The sequence below is a fragment of the uncultured Streptococcus sp. genome, from assembly GCF_963521255.1.
GTDB lineage: Bacteria > Bacillota > Bacilli > Lactobacillales > Streptococcaceae > Streptococcus.
Map to the genome: position 1 here is coordinate 53,773 of NZ_CAUQTU010000001.1, position 21,020 is coordinate 74,792.

The following is a 21,020-nucleotide window of genomic DNA, read 5'->3' on the forward strand; positions in this document are numbered from 1 at the left end:
CACCTCGGTCTGAAGATGGAAAAAAGGCGGTGGTTACGCCTTTTTCATCTGATCATTTGCTTCTTTTAATTTTCCATAAAGAAGATAGTCTACGTTTTGCAAATCTGCTATGGTGGCACAATTAAGAGCACACATAATCAAACGCAAATCGTTTTTCCAGCCTTGGATAATGGAAATCACCTCTTCAACTGAATAGGTTTCAACCAATTCCAGAACTGTACGAGACAGTCCTACAGCCTTGGCGCCAAAAACTAAACACTTAATCATATCCAGCGGATTCCGAACACCACCACTAACCAAGAGTTGAACCTTGTCTTTCCATTCTTGGGCATTGAGAAGGGCTTGCATGGTGGACTGACCCCATTGATTGAGGTAATCACGTTGACCACTGCGACGGTTTTCGATATAAGCAAAGCTGGTGCCACCACGACCTGACAGGTCAAAGGTTCGAACACCCAGTTCATATCCTCTTTCGATGGTCTTGGCATCCATTCCAAAGCCCACTTCCTTGAGGACAATCGGAACAGGGATTTGCTTGTTATAGTTTGCTAGATGCGATTGCCAGTTTCTAAACGTTCTTTCTCCCTCAGGCATGAGCAATTCCTGCATGACATTAACATGCACTTGCAAGAGAAGAGGATTCATCTCTTCTACAGTCTGAAGACCGAACTCAACAGGCTTGTCCAATCCAATATTGGTTCCAAGGAGGAGATTGGGATGACTAGACTTGACAGAAAAAGAGTCGTCTGCTGGATCTTTGAGGGCTGCGCTATAAGAGCCCGTCACAAACAAAATTTCACAGACTTCCGCCACTTGAGCCAGCTTTTGATTGATTTCTCTTCCCTTATCGCTTCCACCCGTCATGGCATTGATATAGAAAGGAAAGTCCCACTTTCGACCAGCAAATTCTGTCGAAAGATCGATTTCATCTAGATCGTAAAGAGGCAAGGAAGAATGAATCAACTCGACCTCATCAAAGCTATTATAGGAACTTTGCTGCTCAAGGGCATAGCGGATATGCTCGTCCTTACGATTTGTCATCATGTCCTATCCTTTCTTGATATAAGAGCTCAATCCCCAGATCGGCCCAGCGAGTTTTTAAGATTTCGGTTGATTGCTCATCAAAACTCAAGGCAATACCACAATCACCACCACCAGCGCCGCTACTCTTGGCAACAGCCTGCAAATCTTGACTAGCTTCTTTCAACTGTCTAAGCGAAGGTGTGTAAATATCTGCGCTCAAGCCTTCTAAGAGCTTGCTGGCCACTTCTACTTGCTCGATAATTTTTTCTGATTTCCCCTGTTCCAAGGCTTCTACCAAAGCAGCTACCGTTTCTTTTGAGGAGCTTAAAAAATTCTGATTGATATTTTGCTTGATTTGCTGGACCATGTGACTCGATACAGCCACTTCCTTGGTCCATCCCACTAGGAAATCACATTCTAAAGTTGGTTTCACTTGTGAAATTGAAAAGCCCCAATCACGCTCTAAAACTGTCGCCAAGTTTTCTTCTTTTAGCCAAGTAGCCACCTTCTGGCGATCAAATGACTGGTAAAGAACCAATTCCTCTGCCACAATACAGGCAAGGTCCCCCATAGAACCATTATCTCCGCGCTTGAGCAAGACAGCACTGGCCAGCTTGAACAAGAGATCCTGATCAATCGAAAGATGATACAGAGCCAGCAAAGCCTTGATAACCAAGACAACGACGCTACCGCTAGAACCCAGACCAAACTTTTTCCCTTCCCTTTCCATTTTTCCTAGAATCTCCAAAGAAAATGGTCGCAAGGTCTGCCCACGATCGACGAGGAAATCTTCCACTAAAGCAATCGTTTCTTGAATCAAACTGTAGTCAGGATTTGGTGTCAAGTCCACTGCGAAATCAAACATATCTGAGTAGATACAGTATCTCTCAGAAAAGGCAATCTCAGCCTTCATATAGATGGGAATAGCCTTTATCAAGGCCAGCTGCCCGGGATCTAAAATAGCATATTCACCTGCCCAATAGAGTTTTCCGCAAGTTTTAACAGTAATCATCTTGGCTCAAATCCTTTGTTTTTGACACAATCAAGCGATAACGCTGACCGAAGATTTCTGATAAATACTCCAAGTCTTTCTCTTGACAGAGGACTTTGACATTGGGACCAGCATCCATAGTAAAGTAGCAGGATTCTCCTTGCTCACGAAGCTGGCGGACAAAGTCCATGGCTTCATAGCTTGCATCCGTCAGATAAGAAAAGGCTGGTGATGCTGTTTTGGTCGTGGCGTGCATAGCCAGGGCATTTTTCTCCGTTAACTCCCCAACCTTGGCAAAGTCATTTTCCTTGAGGTAAACCAGCATATCCTGATAATCCTTCTCAGACTGACGCACCCAGTCATCAAAGGTCGTCGAAGTTTCCACACAAAGTTTCATCCCGTCACGGCTAGAGATTGGTTTTTTCTTATCCTCTAGCACCAACATGATCATAGCTAGTTTCAAGTCTGTCTCTACAGGGTAAACTTCCCCGCTATCCTTGTCCCAAGCACCGAGTGGTCCATAAAAACTCCTAGAGGAAGATCCTGAGGCAAACTTCGCTTCCTGCGCTAACTGACTTCTATCCAAACCAAGCTTGAAATAAACATTGCAAGCTTTGACCAGGGCGGACAAACCACTAGAACTTGAGGACAAGCCCGCTGCGGTGGGCATATTGTTCTGTGTATCAATACGAACAAAGCCCTCACCATCTGGACGGTAACGGTCAATAATCTTACTCATCTTAGCATGCTCCGCCTCATTTTGTAGCTGACCATTGATATAGAAGGCATCAGCTGTCGCATCCGTCGGTAGAGATGACAAAGTCGTCTCCGTGTACATATTTTCCAAAGTCAGAGAGATACTGCTAGTAGCAGGAACCATCTCTTTTTCTTTTTTCTTTCCCCAATATTTGATAATAGCAATATTTGCGTAGGAACGTACTGTTACAGGCTCTCTATCCATGTCTGAACAGCTCCTTTCTCTTCTAATCTTTCTGCTAGTTTTTGAGCTTGAGTCAAATTGGTTGCCAAGGCTATGATACAGCCTCCTAGCCCACCACCGCTCATCTTGGCACCCAGAGCACCTTGGCTAAGAGCCGTTTCAACCAAAGAGTCTGCCTCAGGGCTACTGACACCAATTTCTTTTAGATGTAAATGCGCTTGACTGAGGATTTGTCCCAGTCCTTCAGCATCTTTTTGTGAAATCGCTTCTTCTGCTTGCTGGGTCAATTCTCCCAATGCGTGCAAAAACGGTAGGGCATCCTTGCCCTTGCTTTGAACCACTTGGATGGCTTCACGAGTATGACCATAAACGCCCGTATCTGCAATGACCAAATAGGCGGATAAGTTCATCTCAAGCTCTGTAAATCCTACATTCTTAATAAAGCGAATAGGCTGGTCACTGAGACAGGTCTTGGCATCCAAACCACTTGGATTCATATGGGCAATCATCTCCGCCCGATTGACCAAGATTTCTAATACATCATGAGGCAGTTCTGCCTCATAGTAGTCAAAAACCGCACGAATAGCCGCTATGCTGATAGCAGCTGACGAACCCATTCCCCGCTTCTCAGGGATAGCCGAATCAATCTCACAACGAATGCAGGCTTCTTTGATATTCAAATACTCCAGAGAAGCATAAACTGCCATGGACAAGGTATCCTCCTCATAGAGGCGCCAAGGACTTTCTGCAGGAACTACTTTACAAGTCACCTCCACCTCCAAAAGAGGCAAGGAAATAGCAGGATAGCCGTAAACGACCGCATGCTCCCCTATTAAAATAATCTTACTATGTGCCTGACCGACACCAATTTTGTTTGTCATTTTTTCCTTTTACTAGACGAAAAAGCCGTCTTATTTATCATACAAGTATTTATTCTTTCTTATCTATTTTATTATATTTTCACAAAAAAAGCGATTGTTTCCTTCACAATCGCCTCTTTCATTATTGAACCCATTCGCCATTATAGTTGACAGAATAGCCATCTACAGTGGTATTCACTGCCAAAGCACCTGAGCTATAAGCGTAGTACCATTTACTACCGACCTGGAACCAACCAGTGACCATAGCTCCTGATGAACGGAGATAGTACCACTTGTTATAGAGGTATTGCCAGCCTGTTTTCATATCGCCATTTTCAGCATCTAAATAGTACCAAGTTGAGCCTTCCTGATACCAGCCAGTTGTCATAGCTCCTGATGAACGGAGGTAGTACCACTTATTGCCAATTTGCTTCCAACCAGTTTGCATGATACCAGTTTCTGGATCTAGATAGTACCAAGTTGAGTTATCATTGTTCCAGCCACGCACTGGCTCCCCAACCGTTAAACTGTCGATACGAGCATCGAAGCCACCACTCTTTTGTAAATAATACCAGTGTCCCTCATCAGAAATCCAACCCGTTTTTAAAGTATGATAGCTACGCTGATCTTCAAAATAATAGACTCGTTTCTCTGCTGGACTATCATATTGTTCCCCATGATGTTTGTTGGTATTTGTAGCAGTTTTTGCCTCTAAAACTTGCTTACCAACAAATTCTTGTAGTACCCCATCTTGATTAAAGTAATACCATTGTGGCATTGGCATAGATTCTAATCTTAAACCATTTGGGTAAGGACCAATTGTACTACCTTTAGATGGAAACGGGATATATTGCCAGCCGACAACCATTTCTCCTGATACATGATCAAAATAATAGGTCTTGCCATCAATCACTCGCCAGGCCTTTTCTTTGATGTCACCCTTCTTGTAGTAGGTTCTACCATTTTCTTGTACAAATTGCCAGCCTTCTGAATCAGCATCATCCGCCAATACTGCACTTGTTGCTAGCAAACCAAAGAAAAAGACTGCTAATGCAATTTGCATCAATTTTTTTATTATTTTCATTAGACCTATCCTCCATAGCTGATTATAGCAAAGATCCAATTGTATGTCAATATACAGAACCCCCAAAAAAAGCAGTTACATAACTGCAACTGCTTTCTATTCTTGCATGGTGTAACCGACACCACGCACGGTTTTAATGTAACTTTTTTGACCTTTTACATCAAGCTTGCTACGTAGATAACGGATATAGACATCCACGATATTGGTTTCGGTCGCACTTTCATACTTCCAGACACTTTCCAACAACTGCTCACGAGTCAGAACTTTCTTGCTCCCCATAAGAGTAGCCAAGAGGTCATACTCACGACGAGTCAAAGCAATCATCTCCTCGCCACGATAAACGGTATGATGTTCGACATCCATACGCAGATTGCGGTAAGACGTTGGAACCTTCATCTGACTACAGTGTTGGTCGATGAAGTCCCGACCTCGGAAAATCGCTGAAATACGAGCTACCAGATTCTCAATAATAACTGGCTTATAAATGTAAGAGACGGCAAAGCGTTGGATTGTTTCAATCTGATCTTGCAATTCTTCGCGATGGTCCAAGACCATGATGACTGAGGCTGGCTTAGTCCGACTCAGCTTGTCTGCAAAATCCTGGGCTGTCATATCCCCCAGACGAGCATTCAATAAAATCAAGTCATAGTCTGTCTGAAGAGCCATGGAGAGGGCTTTTCGCCCCTCCTCAACCTGATCAACTCGGTATTGCTCTTTTTGGAGTTCCAAACTTAAAAAATGAGCTAGATTTCGTTCTTTCTCAAGTAATAAAATCCGTTTCCCCATGGCAGACCTACTTATTTTTCGTCATACCAAGAGTAGTGGAATGTTCCTTCTTTGTCTTTACGTTGGTAAGTGTGGGCACCAAAGTAGTCACGTTGCGCTTGGATCAAGTTAGCTGGAAGGTCAGCTGAACGGTAGCTATCAAAGTAAGTAATAGCTGCTGAGAAAGTTGGCACTGGCACACCAGCTTGAACAGCAAGAGCTACGATATCACGCACTGCTTGTTGATACTTAGCAGTAACATCCAAGAAGTACTCATCCAAAAGAAGGTTAGCAAGGTCTGCATCACGGTTGTAAGCATCTGTAATCTTTTGCAAGAAACGAGAACGGATGATACAGCCATCACGCCAGATAGATGCGATATCTGCAAATGGCAAGTTCCAGTTATTTTCTTTAGAAGCTACACGCAATTGAGCAAAACCTTGTGCGTATGAAATGATTTTTGAGAAGTAAAGGGCTTGACGGATCTTTTCAATCAACTCAGCCTCGTCTCCTTCAAATTTGAAGGCAGCTGGTTTTGGAAGAACCTTGCTAGCATGCACACGTTCTTCTTTGTAAGTTGAAATGTAACGTGCAAATACTGACTCAGTGATGAGTGACAATGGCACACCAAGGTCAAGTGATGATTGGCTAGTCCATTTACCAGTTCCCTTGTTACCTGCGGCATCAAGGATGTAGTCTACGATTGGTCCATCTTGGCCTTCATCGTCTTTACGGCTCAAGATATCAGCTGTGATTTCAATCAAGTAGCTGTCCAATTCACCCTTGTTCCACTCAGTAAAGATTTCAGCCATGTCTTCTGCAGAAAGACCTAACAAGTGTTGCATCAAGTCATAGCTTTCTGCGATCAATTGCATATCACCGTACTCGATACCGTTGTGAACCATTTTCACATAGTGACCAGCTCCATCAGGACCGATGTAAGTCACACATGGTTTGCCATCTTCTGGTGCTTTAGCTGAGATTTCTTCAAGAACATCCGCAACCAATTCGTAGGCCTCTTTTTGTCCACCAGGCATGATAGAAGGACCTTCAAGGGCACCTTTTTCACCACCAGAAACCCCAGTACCGATAAAGTTGATACCTGAGTTTGCCAATTCTTCATTACGACGGATTGTATCTTTATAGAAAGTGTTTCCGCCGTCGATCAAGATATCACCCTTGTCAAGGTGTGGAAGGAGGGCTTGAATTGTAGCATCTGTACCAGGTCCAGCTTGAACCATGAGCATGATGCGACGAGGTTTTTCGATTGAATTTACAAAACTTTTAACGTCATAGCTTGGTACAAAGTTCTTTTCAGGATGGCAAGCAATTACATCTTCAGTTTTTTCTTTACTACGGTTGTAAATAGCAACTGTGTAACCACGAGATTCAATATTAAGGGCAAGGTTACGACCCATTACGGCCATACCAACAACACCAAAGTTAGCTTTTGTCATTTGACACTCCTCTTGTTTAATTTGTTTTATTTTATCATTTTTACTTTTGAAAAGAAAGAATTTTGTAACAACTGCTTAGTAGTCCAAAGCATCCGCATGTCCAGAACCATTTCCAACAAAGTATCCTGTCTTACAGTTAAGGGTAAAGAGATAGGTTCCATCTGGCTTGTAGAGGTTATAATAACCATTGCCATTAACGATATTGACACGTTCAAGGATGTATTGGTTACCAGTAATATAACCACGTGAGCGTGAAGTTGCTAAAATTTGTTCCAAAACACCATCCGCGAAATCCCAGGCAGAATTATTGCTATCATCAATAGCAGACTGGTTATAAGAAACACGACTCGCACTTCTTTGAACGGCAACTCCTGCACTTGATACACCCATATTGACTTCACTGCGGGTACTTCTAGTTTCAGTTGATGCAGCATTTGAACTACTTGGACTTGTTTCACTAGAAGTATTTTCACTTGCTTGACTAGAACTTGAGCTTGAAGCGCTTGTTTGCTGGCTCTTACCAAGACTGATAGCCTTATCTAGAACTTTATCAAGCTCCGTATTTCCAGTTTTAATATCTGTAAATTTAGCAGCTGATTTAGCTTTAGCATTAGTATCCAAGACACCATCCACAATAGCTGGCTTCTCAAATTGAGCATTGACATCTTGAATGGCCTTGATTTGAGTTGCTAGGCTATCATACTTAGATTTGGCAAGCGTATATTCACGACTGCCTTCCAGCTTATCAAGTAAGGTTTTTAGTTGGCTCAGTTTGTCAAACTGGCTATTCTTCAAAGCAGTTTTATTACTGTCTGTATAGAAGGCATCATATAAATTATTGAATTCTTCTACATCTGACTGCGTGTTTGTAGTTGATTGAGAAGTCTGGATTTCCTTGGTCGAACGAGCCACTTGACGATAAACATAATAACCAGTTCCAAGGATAAGAACCACTAAGGCTGCTAGAATACCGTAAAGCACCCATTTCTTCTTACTTTTTCCATCTTCACTATCTGTGACTCGAGAACGTGTGAGAGCCTCTTCCGTCTCAAATTCTTCGACAAGAGTAGCTTCTGAAACTCGTGTTACTTCTAAATCATCAAACTGATTCAATTCATCTTCTGGAGCTGGAGAAGTTACTCCTGTTTCCTCACGAAGCTCTTGAAGCAAATTATCCAGAGTCTGAGTCTCCTCTATCTCTTCTACCTCTTCTTTTTCAACTAAATCATCCTTGCTAAACTGACGTGTTTCAAACTTATCTGCCTCAATTTCATCTTTATGTTGTTTCACATACTTGTCCAAGATAGAATCTTCAGGCAACACACCTGCTTCCACCTCTTCATTTTTTCGCATAGCTTGTCCAACTGTTAGCTCTTTGGCATCATCAAAATCAAATTGCGCTTCTTGATGTTCTGTATTATGACGATTCCGTCTTTTCTTACTCATGAGTTTTCCTTCCTACTTTACTTCCTGACGTTTAACGCGCTGACCAAAATATTGATACAAATCAACTTTTAAAGTTCCGTTGTACAACTTCCGTTTCTTATCCGCCTGACTACCGTACTTGGTCTCAAAGGCTTCATCACTAGTTAGGATAAACTTACTCCACGTTTTCAGCGGTGCAAATACTTGACCCATCTCAGCATAAAGCTTGGTAACCCCTACATCATCTGACAAGCGTTCACCATAAGGTGGGTTGGAGATAATCACTCCATTGATTTTATCAGAACGCAAATCCTGCACTCGCATCTGCTTAAAGGTAATATCTCCTGCAACACCAGCTGCCTGAGCATTGGCCTTAGCAATCTCCACCATACGTGCATCGATATCACAGCCCATGATATCCAGTTCCAGTTCACGATCCACTTTCTTAGCTGCTTCTGTGCGAACTTCTTGAATCAAGCGATCGCTAATCCAGTTCCATTCCTCAAAGGCAAAGGAGCGACGAAGACCAGGAGCCATCTTTCTAGCAATCATAACTGCCTCGATACAGAAAGTTCCTGAACCACAGGTCGGATCAATCAAGGGCTTGTCTGGATACCAGTTAGAGAGTTGCAAAATGGCTGCCGCCATATTTTCCTTGATAGGAGCACCACCCTTTTCGGTACGATAGCCACGTTTAAAGAGACTGGAGCCTGTCGTATCAATCATGACAGTTACTACATCTTTCAGAATAGAAACCTCAATCTTAAACTCAGGACCATTCTCCATCAGAGGAACACCTTCTGGACGAGCATAGTGTTTTTGCAACTTCTTAACAACAGCCTTCTTTGAAATAGCCTGAACACTGGGTTCATTGTGTAGTTTAGATTTAACACATTTGGCTTTTGCAATCGGGAATCGAGCTCCAAGTGGTAAATAATTTTCCCAATCTAGAGCGAAAACTCCCTGAAAGAGCTCTTCAAAAGTCTTAGCTGGGAACGTTCCTACGATAATCTTGATACGGTCTGCTGCCCGAAGCCAGAGGTTGGTTTCGATAATGGCTCTCACATCTCCTTGAAAACGAACACGGCCGTTTTCAACCTGACAATCGTAGCCCAACTCTCGCACTTCACGTCCCACAACAGCCTCAAGACCCGCTGCAGCAGTAGCGATTAAATTAAATTCTTTTTTCATTTTCAGTCTTATAAGACCTTTCTATATGTCCACTTTAAAAAATGAGGTTGAGAAAGTTTTCTCAGCCCCAACCTATATGCAATTTTCTATAAGCCATGTTTTGTTCCAGAAGTGACTAGGACCACTTCCTTCGATAACCATCTGTCTACTACTAACAGCCTAGAGCTGGTAGCAGTCAGAGTACTACGTTCGTTTCCGTGTACTCCATGCCCCGACCGAAATTTGGGTTGCTAGCTTGAGGGGTTTACCGCGTTCCACTCTCTCTGTTTCCAGAAAGACTCCGTCACTGTGGCACTTTCAAGCCTACTCTGACCTATCCAAGGACTTAGCCATTTCAACTGCCGTAACGATTTCTCGTCCCTAGGCTTATGGTTTCGCCTAGCACAAACACTACAGGCATCACAGCCTGTGCTAGCATGGACTTTCCTCATGAAAAGAAATTCTCCTCACGCGATTATCCAAAAATTGCACTTTTCAAATAAGCTCTTATAAATCAGAGTTATCCAAAATTTGTTTACCAAATACTTCTTTCTCAAGACGATTTAGACGTTTCAAAATATCAAAATTCGTCATAGAAGTTGTAGCAGTCACTTCAAGTGGTTCTGCTTGAACCGGTGCAGATTCAGGTTTGCGAGACAATTCTTCCTTCAACTCTGCAATTTCTTGACGGAGAGACTTGACTAAGGCAGCATAAGTTTCGTAGTCCTTGATGACATCGTCCAAAAATTCATCAACTTCAACCTTACTATATCCACGGACTTCACGTCCAAACTCTTGCTCAAAAATATCTTTTGCTGAAAAAATAATACTTGCCATCTCTCTCTCCATTCTCGGTTTCTAATAGTATTATTATATAAAAAAAGGCAAACAAAAATCAAGGTCAAAGCCCTACTTTTCAGAAAAATTTTCTACTAGCTCATTTAAGTCTTCAAAGGTCAGTCTTTTTATACGATAACCTTCCTGATTTTTCATCAAATTGTCTATAAATTTTAATTTGGTCTCATTTTCTGGGTCATAGAAAAAATAAGCTAAATCAGTATTTTCCAGTAAAAATCGTTGGTAATCTCGTAGTTGCCCCATATGTTCATATTTAGGATAGGCATATTTGACAAAATCGACCTGCTTAAATTGGCTAAGTTTAAGCTGATTCGCTTCATTCCAATTTTCCCCGTGTGTTTCAAAATCAAAAATGGTCGCTAGGCTGAAATCATATTCTTCTTTCATTTCATTTGCGACATCAAGCACCCAAGATTCAAATCCCAAGTTCCCTGTAAAGACCAGCCATTTAATCCCTTCTTCTGCTATACTTTCTAAATCACGGCGAATGGCTTTCTTTATAATTTTTAACCTGATATCTTTTTCATTAAACAAACCCAAGTCAAAATTAGAATATCCCATAATTAAAGCTGTGGTCATTTTTACACCTTTCTTTCTATTTTTATGGTATAATAGAGTGATGTTATTGTACCAATAAGGAGAAATATGGTCAACTATCCTCATAAAATTTCATCAAAAAAAAGCCAAACATCCATTTCTCAACCCAAAAATTTCGCAAATCGAGGAATGACTTTTGAAAAGATGATCAACGCTACCAACGACTACTATCTGACGCATGGCATGGCAGTTATCCATAAAAAGCCAACGCCTGTTCAGATTGTTCGAGTAGACTATCCTCAACGTAGTCGAGCCAAAATTGTAGAAGCCTATTTTAGACAAGCTTCCACAACAGATTACTCTGGCGTGTATAGAGGACATTACATTGACTTTGAAGCCAAGGAAACGCGACAAAAGAATGCTATTCCAATGAAGAACTTTCATCTTCACCAGATTCAACATATGGAACAAGTTCTAGAACAGCAGGGCATTTGCTTCGTACTGCTTCATTTTTCTTCTCAACAAGAAACTTATTTGTTGCCGGCACTTGATTTGATTCGCTTTTTTCATCAAGATAAGGGTCAAAAATCAATGCCACTTGGATATATTCAGGAAAACGGATATTTAGTGAAGCCAGGTGCTTTCCCTCAAATTCCCTATCTCGATATTATCAAAGAACATTTACTAGGTGGTAAAACAAGATGAACAAACAAACTATCCTGCGAATAGCTAAGTATGTAAGTATCGGCTTCTTAACTATAGTCATCGCAGCTATTGTCCTAGGCGGAGCGCTTTTTCTCTACTATGTTAGCAAAGCTCCAGCCTTATCTGAAAGTAAATTAGTTGCGACAACCTCTAGCAAGATTTATGATAATAAGAACGAATTGATTGCTGACCTTGGAGCGGAACGTCGCGTAAACACTCAAGCTAATGAAATTCCTACAGACTTAGTCAAAGCTATTGTATCTATCGAAGACCACCGTTTCTTTGATCATAGAGGTGTTGATACTATTCGTATCATGGGAGCTGCATTGAGAAACCTCCAAGGACAAGGGGGGCTCCAAGGTGCTTCAACCTTGACCCAGCAATTGATTAAATTAACTTACTTTTCTACTTCAACTGCTGACCAAACCATATCACGTAAAGCTCAAGAAGCTTGGCTAGCAATTCAGCTAGAACAAAAAGCAACCAAGCAAGAAATTCTGACCTATTACATCAATAAAGTCTACATGTCTAACGGTAACTATGGAATGCAAACTGCAGCCCAAAATTATTATGGAAAAGACTTGAAGGAATTAAGCTTGCCACAGTTAGCACTCCTTGCTGGAATGCCTCAGGCACCAAACCAATATGATCCTTATTCCCATCCAGAAGCTGCTCTCGAACGTCGTAATTTAGTACTTTCAGAAATGAAAGACCAAAATTACATCAGTGCAGAACAATATGAAAAAGCAATTAATACTCCTATCACCGATGGTCTCCAGAGCTTAAAATCAGCCAATAGTTATCCAGCCTATATGGACAATTACCTCAAAGAAGTAATCGACCAAGTCGAACAAGAAACTGGCTACAATCTTCTTACCACAGGTATGGAAGTCTATACTAATGTTGACAAAAATGTTCAACAGAGACTTTGGGATGTTTACAATACAGATGAGTATGTTGCTTACCCAGATGATGAAATCCAAGTAGCATCCACTATTGTAGATGTAACAAATGGTAAAGTACTTGCTCAGTTAGGGGCCCGTCACCAGTCAAGTAATGTATCTTTCGGCATCAACCAAGCCGTGGAAACAAACCGTGACTGGGGTTCTACTATGAAACCAATTACTGACTATGCTCCCGCGTTAGAGTATGGAGTTTATGACTCTACTGCAACTATTGTACATGACGTTCCTTATAATTATCCCGGTACTGATACCCCAGTCTACAACTGGGATCATGGCTACTACGGGAACATTACTGTCCAGTACGCTCTTCAACAGTCACGTAATGTCACAGCGGTTGAAACTCTTAATAAGGTTGGTTTAGACAAAGCAAAAACCTTCCTCAATGGATTAGGTATTGACTATCCAAGCATACACTATGCAAATGCCATTTCAAGTAATACAACTGAATCCAACAAAAAATATGGTGCAAGTAGTGAAAAAATGGCTGCTGCTTATGCCGCCTTTGCTAATGGTGGTATTTACCACAAACCAATGTATATCAATAAAATCGTCTTTAGTGATGGTAGTGAAAAAGAATTTTCTGATGCTGGTACACGGGCTATGAAAGAAACCACTGCCTATATGATGACTGAAATGATGAAAACTGTTTTAACTTACGGAACAGGACGTGGAGCCTACCTACCATGGCTTCCACAAGCAGGTAAGACAGGTACTTCTAACTATACTGACGACGAAATTGAAAAGTATATCAAGAACACTGGCTACGTAGCTCCAGATGAAATGTTTGTGGGTTATACTCGCAAATATGCAATGGCTGTATGGACAGGTTACTCAAATCGTCTCACTCCAATCATTGGAGATGGTTTCCTCGTAGCTGGTAGAGTCTATCGATCAATGATGACCTACCTCTCAGAAGATAACCATCCTGGAGATTGGACAATGCCTGAGGGCTTATACAGAAGTGGAGAGTTCGTCTTCCAAAACGGAGCAAGAAATACTTGGAATACTACAGCTACACAACAAACACAGTCAGTAGAGAATTCCTCTACAACAGCTGAAACTTCAACTACACAAACAAATACGACAGTTGGTCAACAACCCAATAATGCCCCAGCAACTGATCCTAACCAAGGACAAGCTGGTCAAGCTGTTCAACCGACACAACCAGTACAACCAACGCCACAAAATCCACAAGTTCAACAACCACAACAGTGAGATGAAAGAAAATCCTGAGAATAAAAACTCAGGATTTTTTCTACAAAAAATTAGCTTCATCATCTTTGAAAGTGAAGAGAGGTTTCAACTCATTTTCAATAAACCAAAAGAAGTTAGCGAATAACTAACTTCTTTTTTATCTTATTTCACATGTTTTGCGAGTTCTTCTTGCGCTTTTTTATTGGACTCTTCTTTTTCTTTCATCCATTTATCTTGAGCTTTTTGGTATTCATCTACAGTGACTGCCTTGTCTTGAAGTTCCAAGTATTTGTATAGAAGCGGATCACTTGTCCCCTTAATACCAGAGAAGGCAAACGGCATCGTAAATGGTACCATCTTAGACAAGATTGGGCGACCAGTAAGTGTTGTTGTTGGGATAATCAAGGCACTATCTGTCAACCAAGCTTGTGCAGCAGCGTATTTATCATATCGTTTAGCAACATCTGTAGTCTCATCATCAGCTTCAGTAACCAATTTTTCGTAGTCATATAGACCTACTTTTTTAGCAGCTACATTATCTTTCCCTGAGTCAAATCCTAAATATGTTTTAGTGTTTTCACCAACTGATGGTTTGATAATATCGAGGTAGGTTGATGGATCGGCAAAGTCAGGACCCCAACCAACATTATCTGAAATATCCCAATCTTCCCCAGCTGCTGTTTCAGCAAAGTAGGTAATATTCAAGACTTCATCTTTTTGTAGTTGTTGAATATCAATGACGACATTATCTGTCCCCAAGGTTTCTTCAACCGATTGTTTGAAAGATTGGACACGTTGAACTTTTGTAGTTGCTGTCTGATCAACTGGCATATCCAAATGAATTGGGAAAGTCACACCTTCTGCCTGTAAAGCTGACTTAGCCTTCGCAAATTCAGCCTTAGCCTTGTCTGGATTGTAGAGACCATCTTGAGCATCTGCGAAGTTGACATCCTTCCATTCATCCCCATAAGTTACCAATTTTTCTTTGACCATATCGCCAAAGTTTTTACCGTCTGCTTGAACAAATGTTGGTGGCACAAAGAGATTACGCAAGATTTTGCTAGCACCACTAGCACCGTTCACTTGTGAAGCATAAGCCGTACGGTCAAAACCAAAGGCAATAGCCTGACGGAAATCCTTATTCAGCAAAGCTTTCTTAGTAGAAGTCTTTTGTTCGTTGCTGGTCTTAGAAGTATATTTATAGGACTGGCGGTCAATATTTGTACCAACTAGATAAGTCGTAGAGTCTTGTTGGGTATAGACAATATTGTCCTTCATCGTTTTTTCAAGCTCTGCAAAACTTGCATTTGTAGGAGAGAGACGAGCTACTGTAAGACTACCATTTTTAAAATTCTCTGCTGGTTTGCTGGTATCTTGCCCATCCCAGAATGACAATTTGACCTTGTCAATATGCACATTGTCCTTATCCCAGTAATTAGGATTTTTCGCAAACTCTACAGATGATTTCGCTACTAGAGATTTCAAAACGAAAGGTCCATTGTAGAGAATACTGCTTGGATCTCCAGCCTTGGCAAAATCATCCCCTTTTGAGTCTAAAAACTCTTCATTGACTGGCGCAAGCACACCCATGGTTGTTTTAGAATTCCAAAAACTTTCAGGTTTGTTCAATGTGTATTGGACTGTTTGATCATCAAGAGCTTTAATCCCAACTTGAGAGAAATCTTTATTTTCCCCTTTAGCGTATGCATCCAAACCTTTGATTGAATCCTGTACCAAGTAAAGGGCTTGTGATTTCTTATCTGTTGCATATTTAAGACCTGTTACAAAGTCCTGAGCCTTAACAGGAGCGTACTCTTCTCCCTCAGACGTGTACCACTTGGCGTCTTTACGAATTTTATAGGTATAGGTCAAACCATCCTTAGAAACAGACCAGTCCTCCGCCATAGAGGGAATCAGATTCCCATAGCGGTCATTTTCAAGCAATCCATCAATGACGTTACTAGTAATGTTTGAAGTAGCTGCCTTACTGGTTGTCAAATAGTTGAGATTATCTGGTTCAGTCTCATAAGTAAAGGCAAAGGTTTTTTCACCTTGAGCGCCCGACCCCCCCCCAGAACAAGCAGCTAAGACACCTGCTGCTAATAAAGTCACTCCCGTAAGAGCCAATACTTTTCTCGTTTTCATAAACTTCTCCTTTGCTTTTCTATCCATTATAGACCCTTTTTCAAGTCCTGTCAATAGAATTTTCTGAATTTTAGAAAATTATTTTTTAAACAACAACTTTGCAAAAATATGAATAATATCAAAAACCCCTCAACTACATTAGGTAGTCAAGGAATTATTGATCATATTTTTAAATAGCATCTGAGAAACAGTTTTAATTCTTTAATCTAACTCATTTCTTACACACTGCAAGGATGTTGTCATGAGAATATTATATCTATTATTTTCCTGGGGAGTTCATTAACGAGCAGGCTTCAAATTAGTTAATATCACTTTTTACTTCTTGTTTATAAAATTCTTTCAAGGCATCTTGCCAAGTTGGAATAACAAATCCAGTAGCTTTAGCTTTAGCCAGGCTCATTGTTGAGTTTAACGGACGTTTAGCTTTTGCTGGAAATTGACTTGAATCTACTGGCTTGATTTCCACATCTGTATCTTTCAAAATTTCAACTGCAAAATCATACCAAGTTGTATCTTCTGTCGCATCATTTGATAAATGATAATAACCAAATTCCTTGCAATTTTCAGCTAGATAAGTCATAAATTCAGCTAATGTACGAGTCCAAGTTGGGCGACCATGCTGGTCATTTACAACCGTTAATGTCTTATGAGTTTTCGCAAGGTTTTGCATTGTGAAAACAAAGTTTTTGCCATAATTTCCAAATACCCAGGCAGTACGGATAATATAGAAATTAGACACATACTTCTCAACTAACTCTTCTCCCATGCGCTTTGTACGTCCATATTCTGTCTGTGGATCTGGTCGGTCATCAACTTCCCACTCTTCTCCAACTGGTTTCTTACCATCAAAGACATAATCTGTAGAGATATAAACTAGAGTTGCACCATACTTTTCAGATGCTTTTGCAACATTTTCTGTTCCAGTAACATTGATAGCATGGTCCAATTCTTTTCCTTCATCCTCTGCTGCATCAACAGCTGTGTAGGCCGCACAGTGGTATACTAGAGTCGGTTTAACTTCTTCAAAAACTTTCTCAACCATTTCTGCGTTGGTAATGTCCATCTCAGCCACATCAACTGCTACGTATTCTTCATTACGCTCATCCAATAAATAACGAAGGTCAGTTCCTAATTGACCTTTTGCTCCTGTAATTAAAATCATCTCTACACCTTTCTAATCTGTAACTCTTCCCACTATAGCAATAAAAAGCAGCTATTTCCTGCTTTTTATAATTTGATAATCTCCTGAGTTTTAGCATAATTTGCTTCAACAGCTTCTTTCTCTGCTTTCCACCATTCTTGGTTATCTGTATACCACTTGATTGTTTCCTTGAGACCAGATTCAAAATTAGTGAATTCTGGTTTCCAGCCTAATTCATCACGGAGCTTACTGGCGTCAATCGCATAGCGGAGGTCATGTCCTGCACGGTCAGTTACATGATCATAGGCATCTGCATCTTGGCCCATTTCCTTAAGGATAAGTTCCAAAACTTCCTTATTGTTCTTCTCACCATCAGCCCCGATTAAGTAAGTTTCTCCGATTTGACCTTTTGTTAAGATTGTCCAAACTCCCGAAGAATGGTCATTGGTATGAATCCAGTCACGAACATTCTTACCTTCACCATAAAGTTTTGGCTTAATTCCACTTAGGATGTTGGTAATCTGACGTGGGATGAATTTTTCAATGTGTTGATAAGGACCATAGTTATTTGAACAGTTGGAAATCGTTGCCTTGATTCCAAAAGAACGTACCCAGGCTTTTACAATCAAGTCTGAGGCAGCCTTGGTTGATGAATATGGAGAGCTTGGGTTGTATTTTGTTTCAGCAGTAAATTTCTCACCTGGACCTTCACCATGTCCTGGTAAATCCTCACGTAGAGGAAGATCACCATAAACTTCATCTGTCGATACATGGTGGAAGCGAATATCATATTTGCGAGCTGCTTCCAAAAGAGTATAGGTTCCAATGAAGTTAGTATGTATAAACGGTGATGGATCATTCAGTGAATTGTCATTGTGACTTTCCGCTGCATAATGAACGATAGCATCTGCTTGAACAGCCAACTTGTCTACCAACTCTGCATCAGCAATATCTCCAACAACCAACTCAACACGATCACCTAAAATTTCTTCAATATTAGCGCGATTTCCAGCATAAGTCAACTTGTCTAATACTGTCACGTGAACATCTGGAAAGTTCTTGTAAACATAATGAACAAAGTTAGAACCGATAAAACCTGCTCCACCTGTCACGATAATTTTTTTGTATTCAGTCATAGTCTTTCCTTTTTTACAAATCTTCTTTTTTCAAAGGTTTTACATCCTTAAGTAGTGGATGATTTTTATCTGCTTCTGAAACCTCTGCTTCAGCAAGATTGGCCCACTCAATTCCTAATTCTGGATCTGCATAATTGACAAAGGCATATTTAGATTTCAAATCTAATGCCCAATAATCGTTGACCAGATAGCTATAAGAGACTGTATCTGATAGAACCTGAAATCCATTAGCCACACCACGGGGAACAAAGATACCCTTACTTGCATCAATTACTGTTTGATAGGTATTTCCGAAAGTTTCGCCCTCGCGTAGATCAACCCAAGAACCTAGAACCTTCCCACCATCTGCTACAGAAATGTACTTATCCCAAGGTTCTGCGTGTAGACCACGGAGAACATTTTTACGTGAGAAGGATACATTGTTTTGTAATTTTCCTTCTGTAAAGAAATACTCTGGGAAACCAAGGGGGAGCATTTTTTCCTTTTGGAAATTTTCTTTAAACCAGCCACGATTATCTCCATGAACGGGAATATCGAACTCCAGCATACCTGGAATAGCTTCGACCTTACGAACCGCAAGCGTCTTACCGAAAAAATTATCTGTCATCTATGCTTCTCCAATCAAACGGAGCAAATATTGTCCGTATTCATTTTTCTTAAGAGGTTGCGCCAACTTTAATACATCCTCACGGCTGATATAACCCATACGATAAGCAATCTCTTCTAAATTTGCCACTTGAACATTTTGCATCCGTTGCACTGTCTCAATGTACTGTGACGCCTCTAATAAACTTTCATGAGTTCCAGTATCCAACCAAGCAAAACCACGCCCCATTAGCTCAACTGATAAGTCTCCACGTTCTAGATATGCTTTGTTTACGTCTGTAATTTCCAATTCACCACGAGGACTTGGTTTAATATTTTTTGAAATTTCTACAACATCATTATCATAGAAATAAAGGCCTGTCACTGCATAATTGGAACGAGGATGTTCTGGTTTTTCCTCAATAGAAACAGCATTCATCTCCTCATCAAACTCTACAACACCAAATCTTTCAGGATCCTTAACTTGATATCCAAAAACAGTTGCACCTTTCTTCTTATTAGCAGCCTTCTGAAGCATTTTAGATAGACCAGGACCATAGTATATATTATCTCCTAAAATTAGGGCGACACTGTCATTTCCAATAAATTTTTCACCGATAATGAAGGCCTGGGCCAGTCCATCTGGACTAGGTTGTTCCGCATAAGAAAGATTGATTCCCAACTCCGAACCATCTTGAAGCAGCTCTTTAAAACGAGGTAAATCATGAGGAGTAGAGATAATTAAAATATCTTTGATACCAGATAACATGAGTGTTGATAGAGGATAATAAATCATGGGTTTATCATAAACCGGCATCAGTTGTTTGGATATAGCACGAGTCAAAGGATACAAGCGAGTTCCTGAACCTCCTGCAAGGATAATACCTTTCATAATCGAACTACCTTTCTATATTAAATTAGAATTTTTCTAATTAGTAATCAGAGACAAATGATACATTACTTAGTGAATTTACACTAATTATTTAGTTAGTTTCTCTAAAGCTGTTTTCAAATAATATCCTGATCTTATATTATTTCCTACCTTTTGTGCATTTTCTACTAACTCTTGATATTCTTCTTCCGAAATATTATTGATTGTTTCTTGTATGTCGAACAAAGAATCAACGGTGATACCACAATGATTCTTTAAGACAAAATGAGATAAAGCAGATTCCTTCCAAACAATGATAGGGAAACCAGAAGCCAAATAAAGTGACGCTTTATGAGAATTGTTATAGCGTAGATACTCTCCAAAAAATCCACTACAAGTCTCAGAACTGTCACCATCCCAAACTAAACCAAAACTTCCTTCCAATACTGATGGAAGTTCATCTGGAAGAAATGAACCAAAGTAAGTTTCATTAGATAACTTCCCAGACTCATCAAATCCAACACCATATAAATTAAATTGTGGTTCTATAGGTAATGAGTATAGATATGCTGCTTTATCTTGTGATAAATTTCCTGCAATAATTATTGGTTGTTCTTTTCTTAAACTAGTTTTTTCTATAAAATCTGGAATTAAATAATCAAAGATTTCTAAATTAGTAATTTTTTCTCCAAGAACTCCTTTATTGACTAATACTCCTTTCATTACTTTATTATGAGCAATAATACCATTTACATAATGTAAAGAAGATCCCTCCGTAACTTTCATACGTAATTTCATTCTAAAAGGTAATGTTTCATCATTTACAAAACGTAAAGTTTCTAAATCATGAATCAGAAAATAGGTTTTAACTCCTTTTTTTCTAAGGGATTTTAGTAAATTACTAAATAGTAAGGAATGGTGTAATAATGGAAATTGGATAACAATCTCATCGCCTCTTTTTAAAAGTTTGAATGCTTTTGATAGTGCTTGATATTTATGTATCTGTGCCTCGAGTACATTCATTTTATACCAATCATCAACCAACACTCTTAAAGGGATATATCCCAACTCATTTAACACAGTTTCAACATCATTACGTGCCTTATTGCCAGCATTTTTTTGGTTAACATCATTTAAAAATTCTTCTTTTAAGTAGTATTTCATATTT

Annotated in this window: 19 protein-coding genes and 1 other RNA gene; 2 read left to right on the forward strand and 18 right to left on the reverse strand. The window is 40.1% G+C overall.

The window, feature by feature from the left end:
* Positions 1-33: 33 nt before the first annotated feature.
* The 12 genes from fni to RWP09_RS00340 all read right to left on the reverse strand — a co-directional run bounded on the left by fni (position 34) and on the right by RWP09_RS00340 (position 11,152).
* Positions 34-1,044, reverse strand: coding sequence for a type 2 isopentenyl-diphosphate Delta-isomerase (gene fni / locus RWP09_RS00285; RefSeq protein WP_314432778.1), 1,011 nt, complete (start codon positions 1,042-1,044; stop codon positions 34-36).
* Entirely contained in the window at positions 1,028-2,035 is a 1,008-nt protein-coding gene (locus RWP09_RS00290; protein ID WP_314432779.1) for a phosphomevalonate kinase, read from the reverse strand. Before RWP09_RS00290 ends, fni begins: the two co-directional genes overlap by 17 nt.
* On the reverse strand, positions 2,022-2,975 hold the full coding sequence (mvaD, locus tag RWP09_RS00295) for a diphosphomevalonate decarboxylase (RefSeq protein ID WP_033689340.1): 954 nt from the start codon (positions 2,973-2,975) through the stop codon (positions 2,022-2,024). Before mvaD ends, RWP09_RS00290 begins: the two co-directional genes overlap by 14 nt.
* Positions 2,957-3,835: a mevalonate kinase gene (gene mvk / locus RWP09_RS00300; protein ID WP_314432780.1), complete on the reverse strand. Its 879-nt coding sequence runs from the start codon at positions 3,833-3,835 to the stop codon at positions 2,957-2,959. The genes mvaD and mvk overlap by 19 nt, the downstream gene beginning before the upstream one ends.
* 121 nt (positions 3,836-3,956) lie before the next feature.
* The gene (locus RWP09_RS00305; protein ID WP_314432781.1) at positions 3,957-4,898 is read right to left on the reverse strand and encodes an N-acetylmuramoyl-L-alanine amidase family protein; all 942 of its coding nucleotides are present in this window, start codon (positions 4,896-4,898) and stop codon (positions 3,957-3,959) included.
* Between the two features lie 96 nt (positions 4,899-4,994).
* Complete coding sequence (locus RWP09_RS00310) at positions 4,995-5,684, reverse strand: response regulator transcription factor (RefSeq protein WP_314432782.1); 690 nt, start codon at positions 5,682-5,684, stop codon at positions 4,995-4,997.
* An 11-nt stretch (positions 5,685-5,695) separates the two neighbouring features.
* The gene (gndA, locus tag RWP09_RS00315) at positions 5,696-7,120 is read right to left on the reverse strand and encodes an NADP-dependent phosphogluconate dehydrogenase (protein ID WP_314432783.1); all 1,425 of its coding nucleotides are present in this window, start codon (positions 7,118-7,120) and stop codon (positions 5,696-5,698) included.
* A 75-nt stretch (positions 7,121-7,195) separates the two neighbouring features.
* Positions 7,196-8,566 (reverse strand): cell division site-positioning protein MapZ family protein, encoded by a 1,371-nt coding sequence (locus RWP09_RS00320; protein WP_314432784.1) that lies wholly within the window; start codon positions 8,564-8,566, stop codon positions 7,196-7,198.
* Between the two features lie 12 nt (positions 8,567-8,578).
* Positions 8,579-9,736, reverse strand: coding sequence for a class I SAM-dependent RNA methyltransferase (locus RWP09_RS00325; protein WP_314432785.1), 1,158 nt, complete (start codon positions 9,734-9,736; stop codon positions 8,579-8,581).
* Positions 9,737-9,820: 84 nt separating this feature from the next.
* An RNA gene (gene rnpB / locus RWP09_RS00330) (RNase P RNA component class B) lies at positions 9,821-10,202 on the reverse strand.
* Between the two features lie 20 nt (positions 10,203-10,222).
* Positions 10,223-10,552, reverse strand: a complete 330-nt coding sequence (gene gpsB, locus RWP09_RS00335; protein ID WP_033689349.1) for a cell division regulator GpsB — start codon at positions 10,550-10,552, stop codon at positions 10,223-10,225.
* Positions 10,553-10,624: 72 nt separating this feature from the next.
* A complete protein-coding gene (locus RWP09_RS00340) occupies positions 10,625-11,152 on the reverse strand; it encodes a DUF1273 domain-containing protein (protein ID WP_033689350.1) in 528 nt (175 codons plus the stop codon).
* Between the two features lie 66 nt (positions 11,153-11,218).
* On the opposite strand from RWP09_RS00340, the gene recU reads away from it, so the two are divergent.
* Both recU and pbp1a read left to right on the forward strand, forming a co-directional pair.
* A complete protein-coding gene (recU, locus tag RWP09_RS00345; protein WP_314432786.1) occupies positions 11,219-11,815 on the forward strand; it encodes a Holliday junction resolvase RecU in 597 nt (198 codons plus the stop codon).
* Complete coding sequence (gene pbp1a, locus RWP09_RS00350; RefSeq protein WP_314432787.1) at positions 11,812-13,995, forward strand: penicillin-binding protein PBP1A; 2,184 nt, start codon at positions 11,812-11,814, stop codon at positions 13,993-13,995. The genes recU and pbp1a overlap by 4 nt, the downstream gene beginning before the upstream one ends.
* Before the next feature lie 141 nt (positions 13,996-14,136).
* On the opposite strand, the gene RWP09_RS00355 is transcribed toward pbp1a, so the two are convergent.
* The 6 genes from RWP09_RS00355 to RWP09_RS00380 form a co-directional block, all read right to left on the reverse strand.
* Positions 14,137-16,119 (reverse strand): peptide ABC transporter substrate-binding protein, encoded by a 1,983-nt coding sequence (locus RWP09_RS00355; protein WP_314432788.1) that lies wholly within the window; start codon positions 16,117-16,119, stop codon positions 14,137-14,139.
* A gap of 298 nt (positions 16,120-16,417) precedes the next feature.
* Positions 16,418-17,281, reverse strand: coding sequence for a dTDP-4-dehydrorhamnose reductase (gene rfbD, locus RWP09_RS00360; RefSeq protein WP_314432789.1), 864 nt, complete (start codon positions 17,279-17,281; stop codon positions 16,418-16,420).
* A gap of 65 nt (positions 17,282-17,346) precedes the next feature.
* The gene (rfbB, locus tag RWP09_RS00365) at positions 17,347-18,396 is read right to left on the reverse strand and encodes a dTDP-glucose 4,6-dehydratase (RefSeq protein ID WP_314432790.1); all 1,050 of its coding nucleotides are present in this window, start codon (positions 18,394-18,396) and stop codon (positions 17,347-17,349) included.
* A gap of 13 nt (positions 18,397-18,409) precedes the next feature.
* Positions 18,410-19,003 carry a dTDP-4-dehydrorhamnose 3,5-epimerase family protein gene (locus RWP09_RS00370; RefSeq protein WP_314432791.1) on the reverse strand — a complete coding sequence of 198 codons (594 nt, stop codon included), beginning with the start codon at positions 19,001-19,003 and terminating at the stop codon, positions 18,410-18,412.
* On the reverse strand, positions 19,004-19,873 hold the full coding sequence (rfbA, locus tag RWP09_RS00375; protein ID WP_314432792.1) for a glucose-1-phosphate thymidylyltransferase RfbA: 870 nt from the start codon (positions 19,871-19,873) through the stop codon (positions 19,004-19,006).
* An 87-nt stretch (positions 19,874-19,960) separates the two neighbouring features.
* Positions 19,961-21,016, reverse strand: coding sequence for a galactofuranosyltransferase (locus RWP09_RS00380; protein ID WP_314432793.1), 1,056 nt, complete (start codon positions 21,014-21,016; stop codon positions 19,961-19,963).
* Between the last annotated feature and the right edge of the window lie 4 nt (positions 21,017-21,020).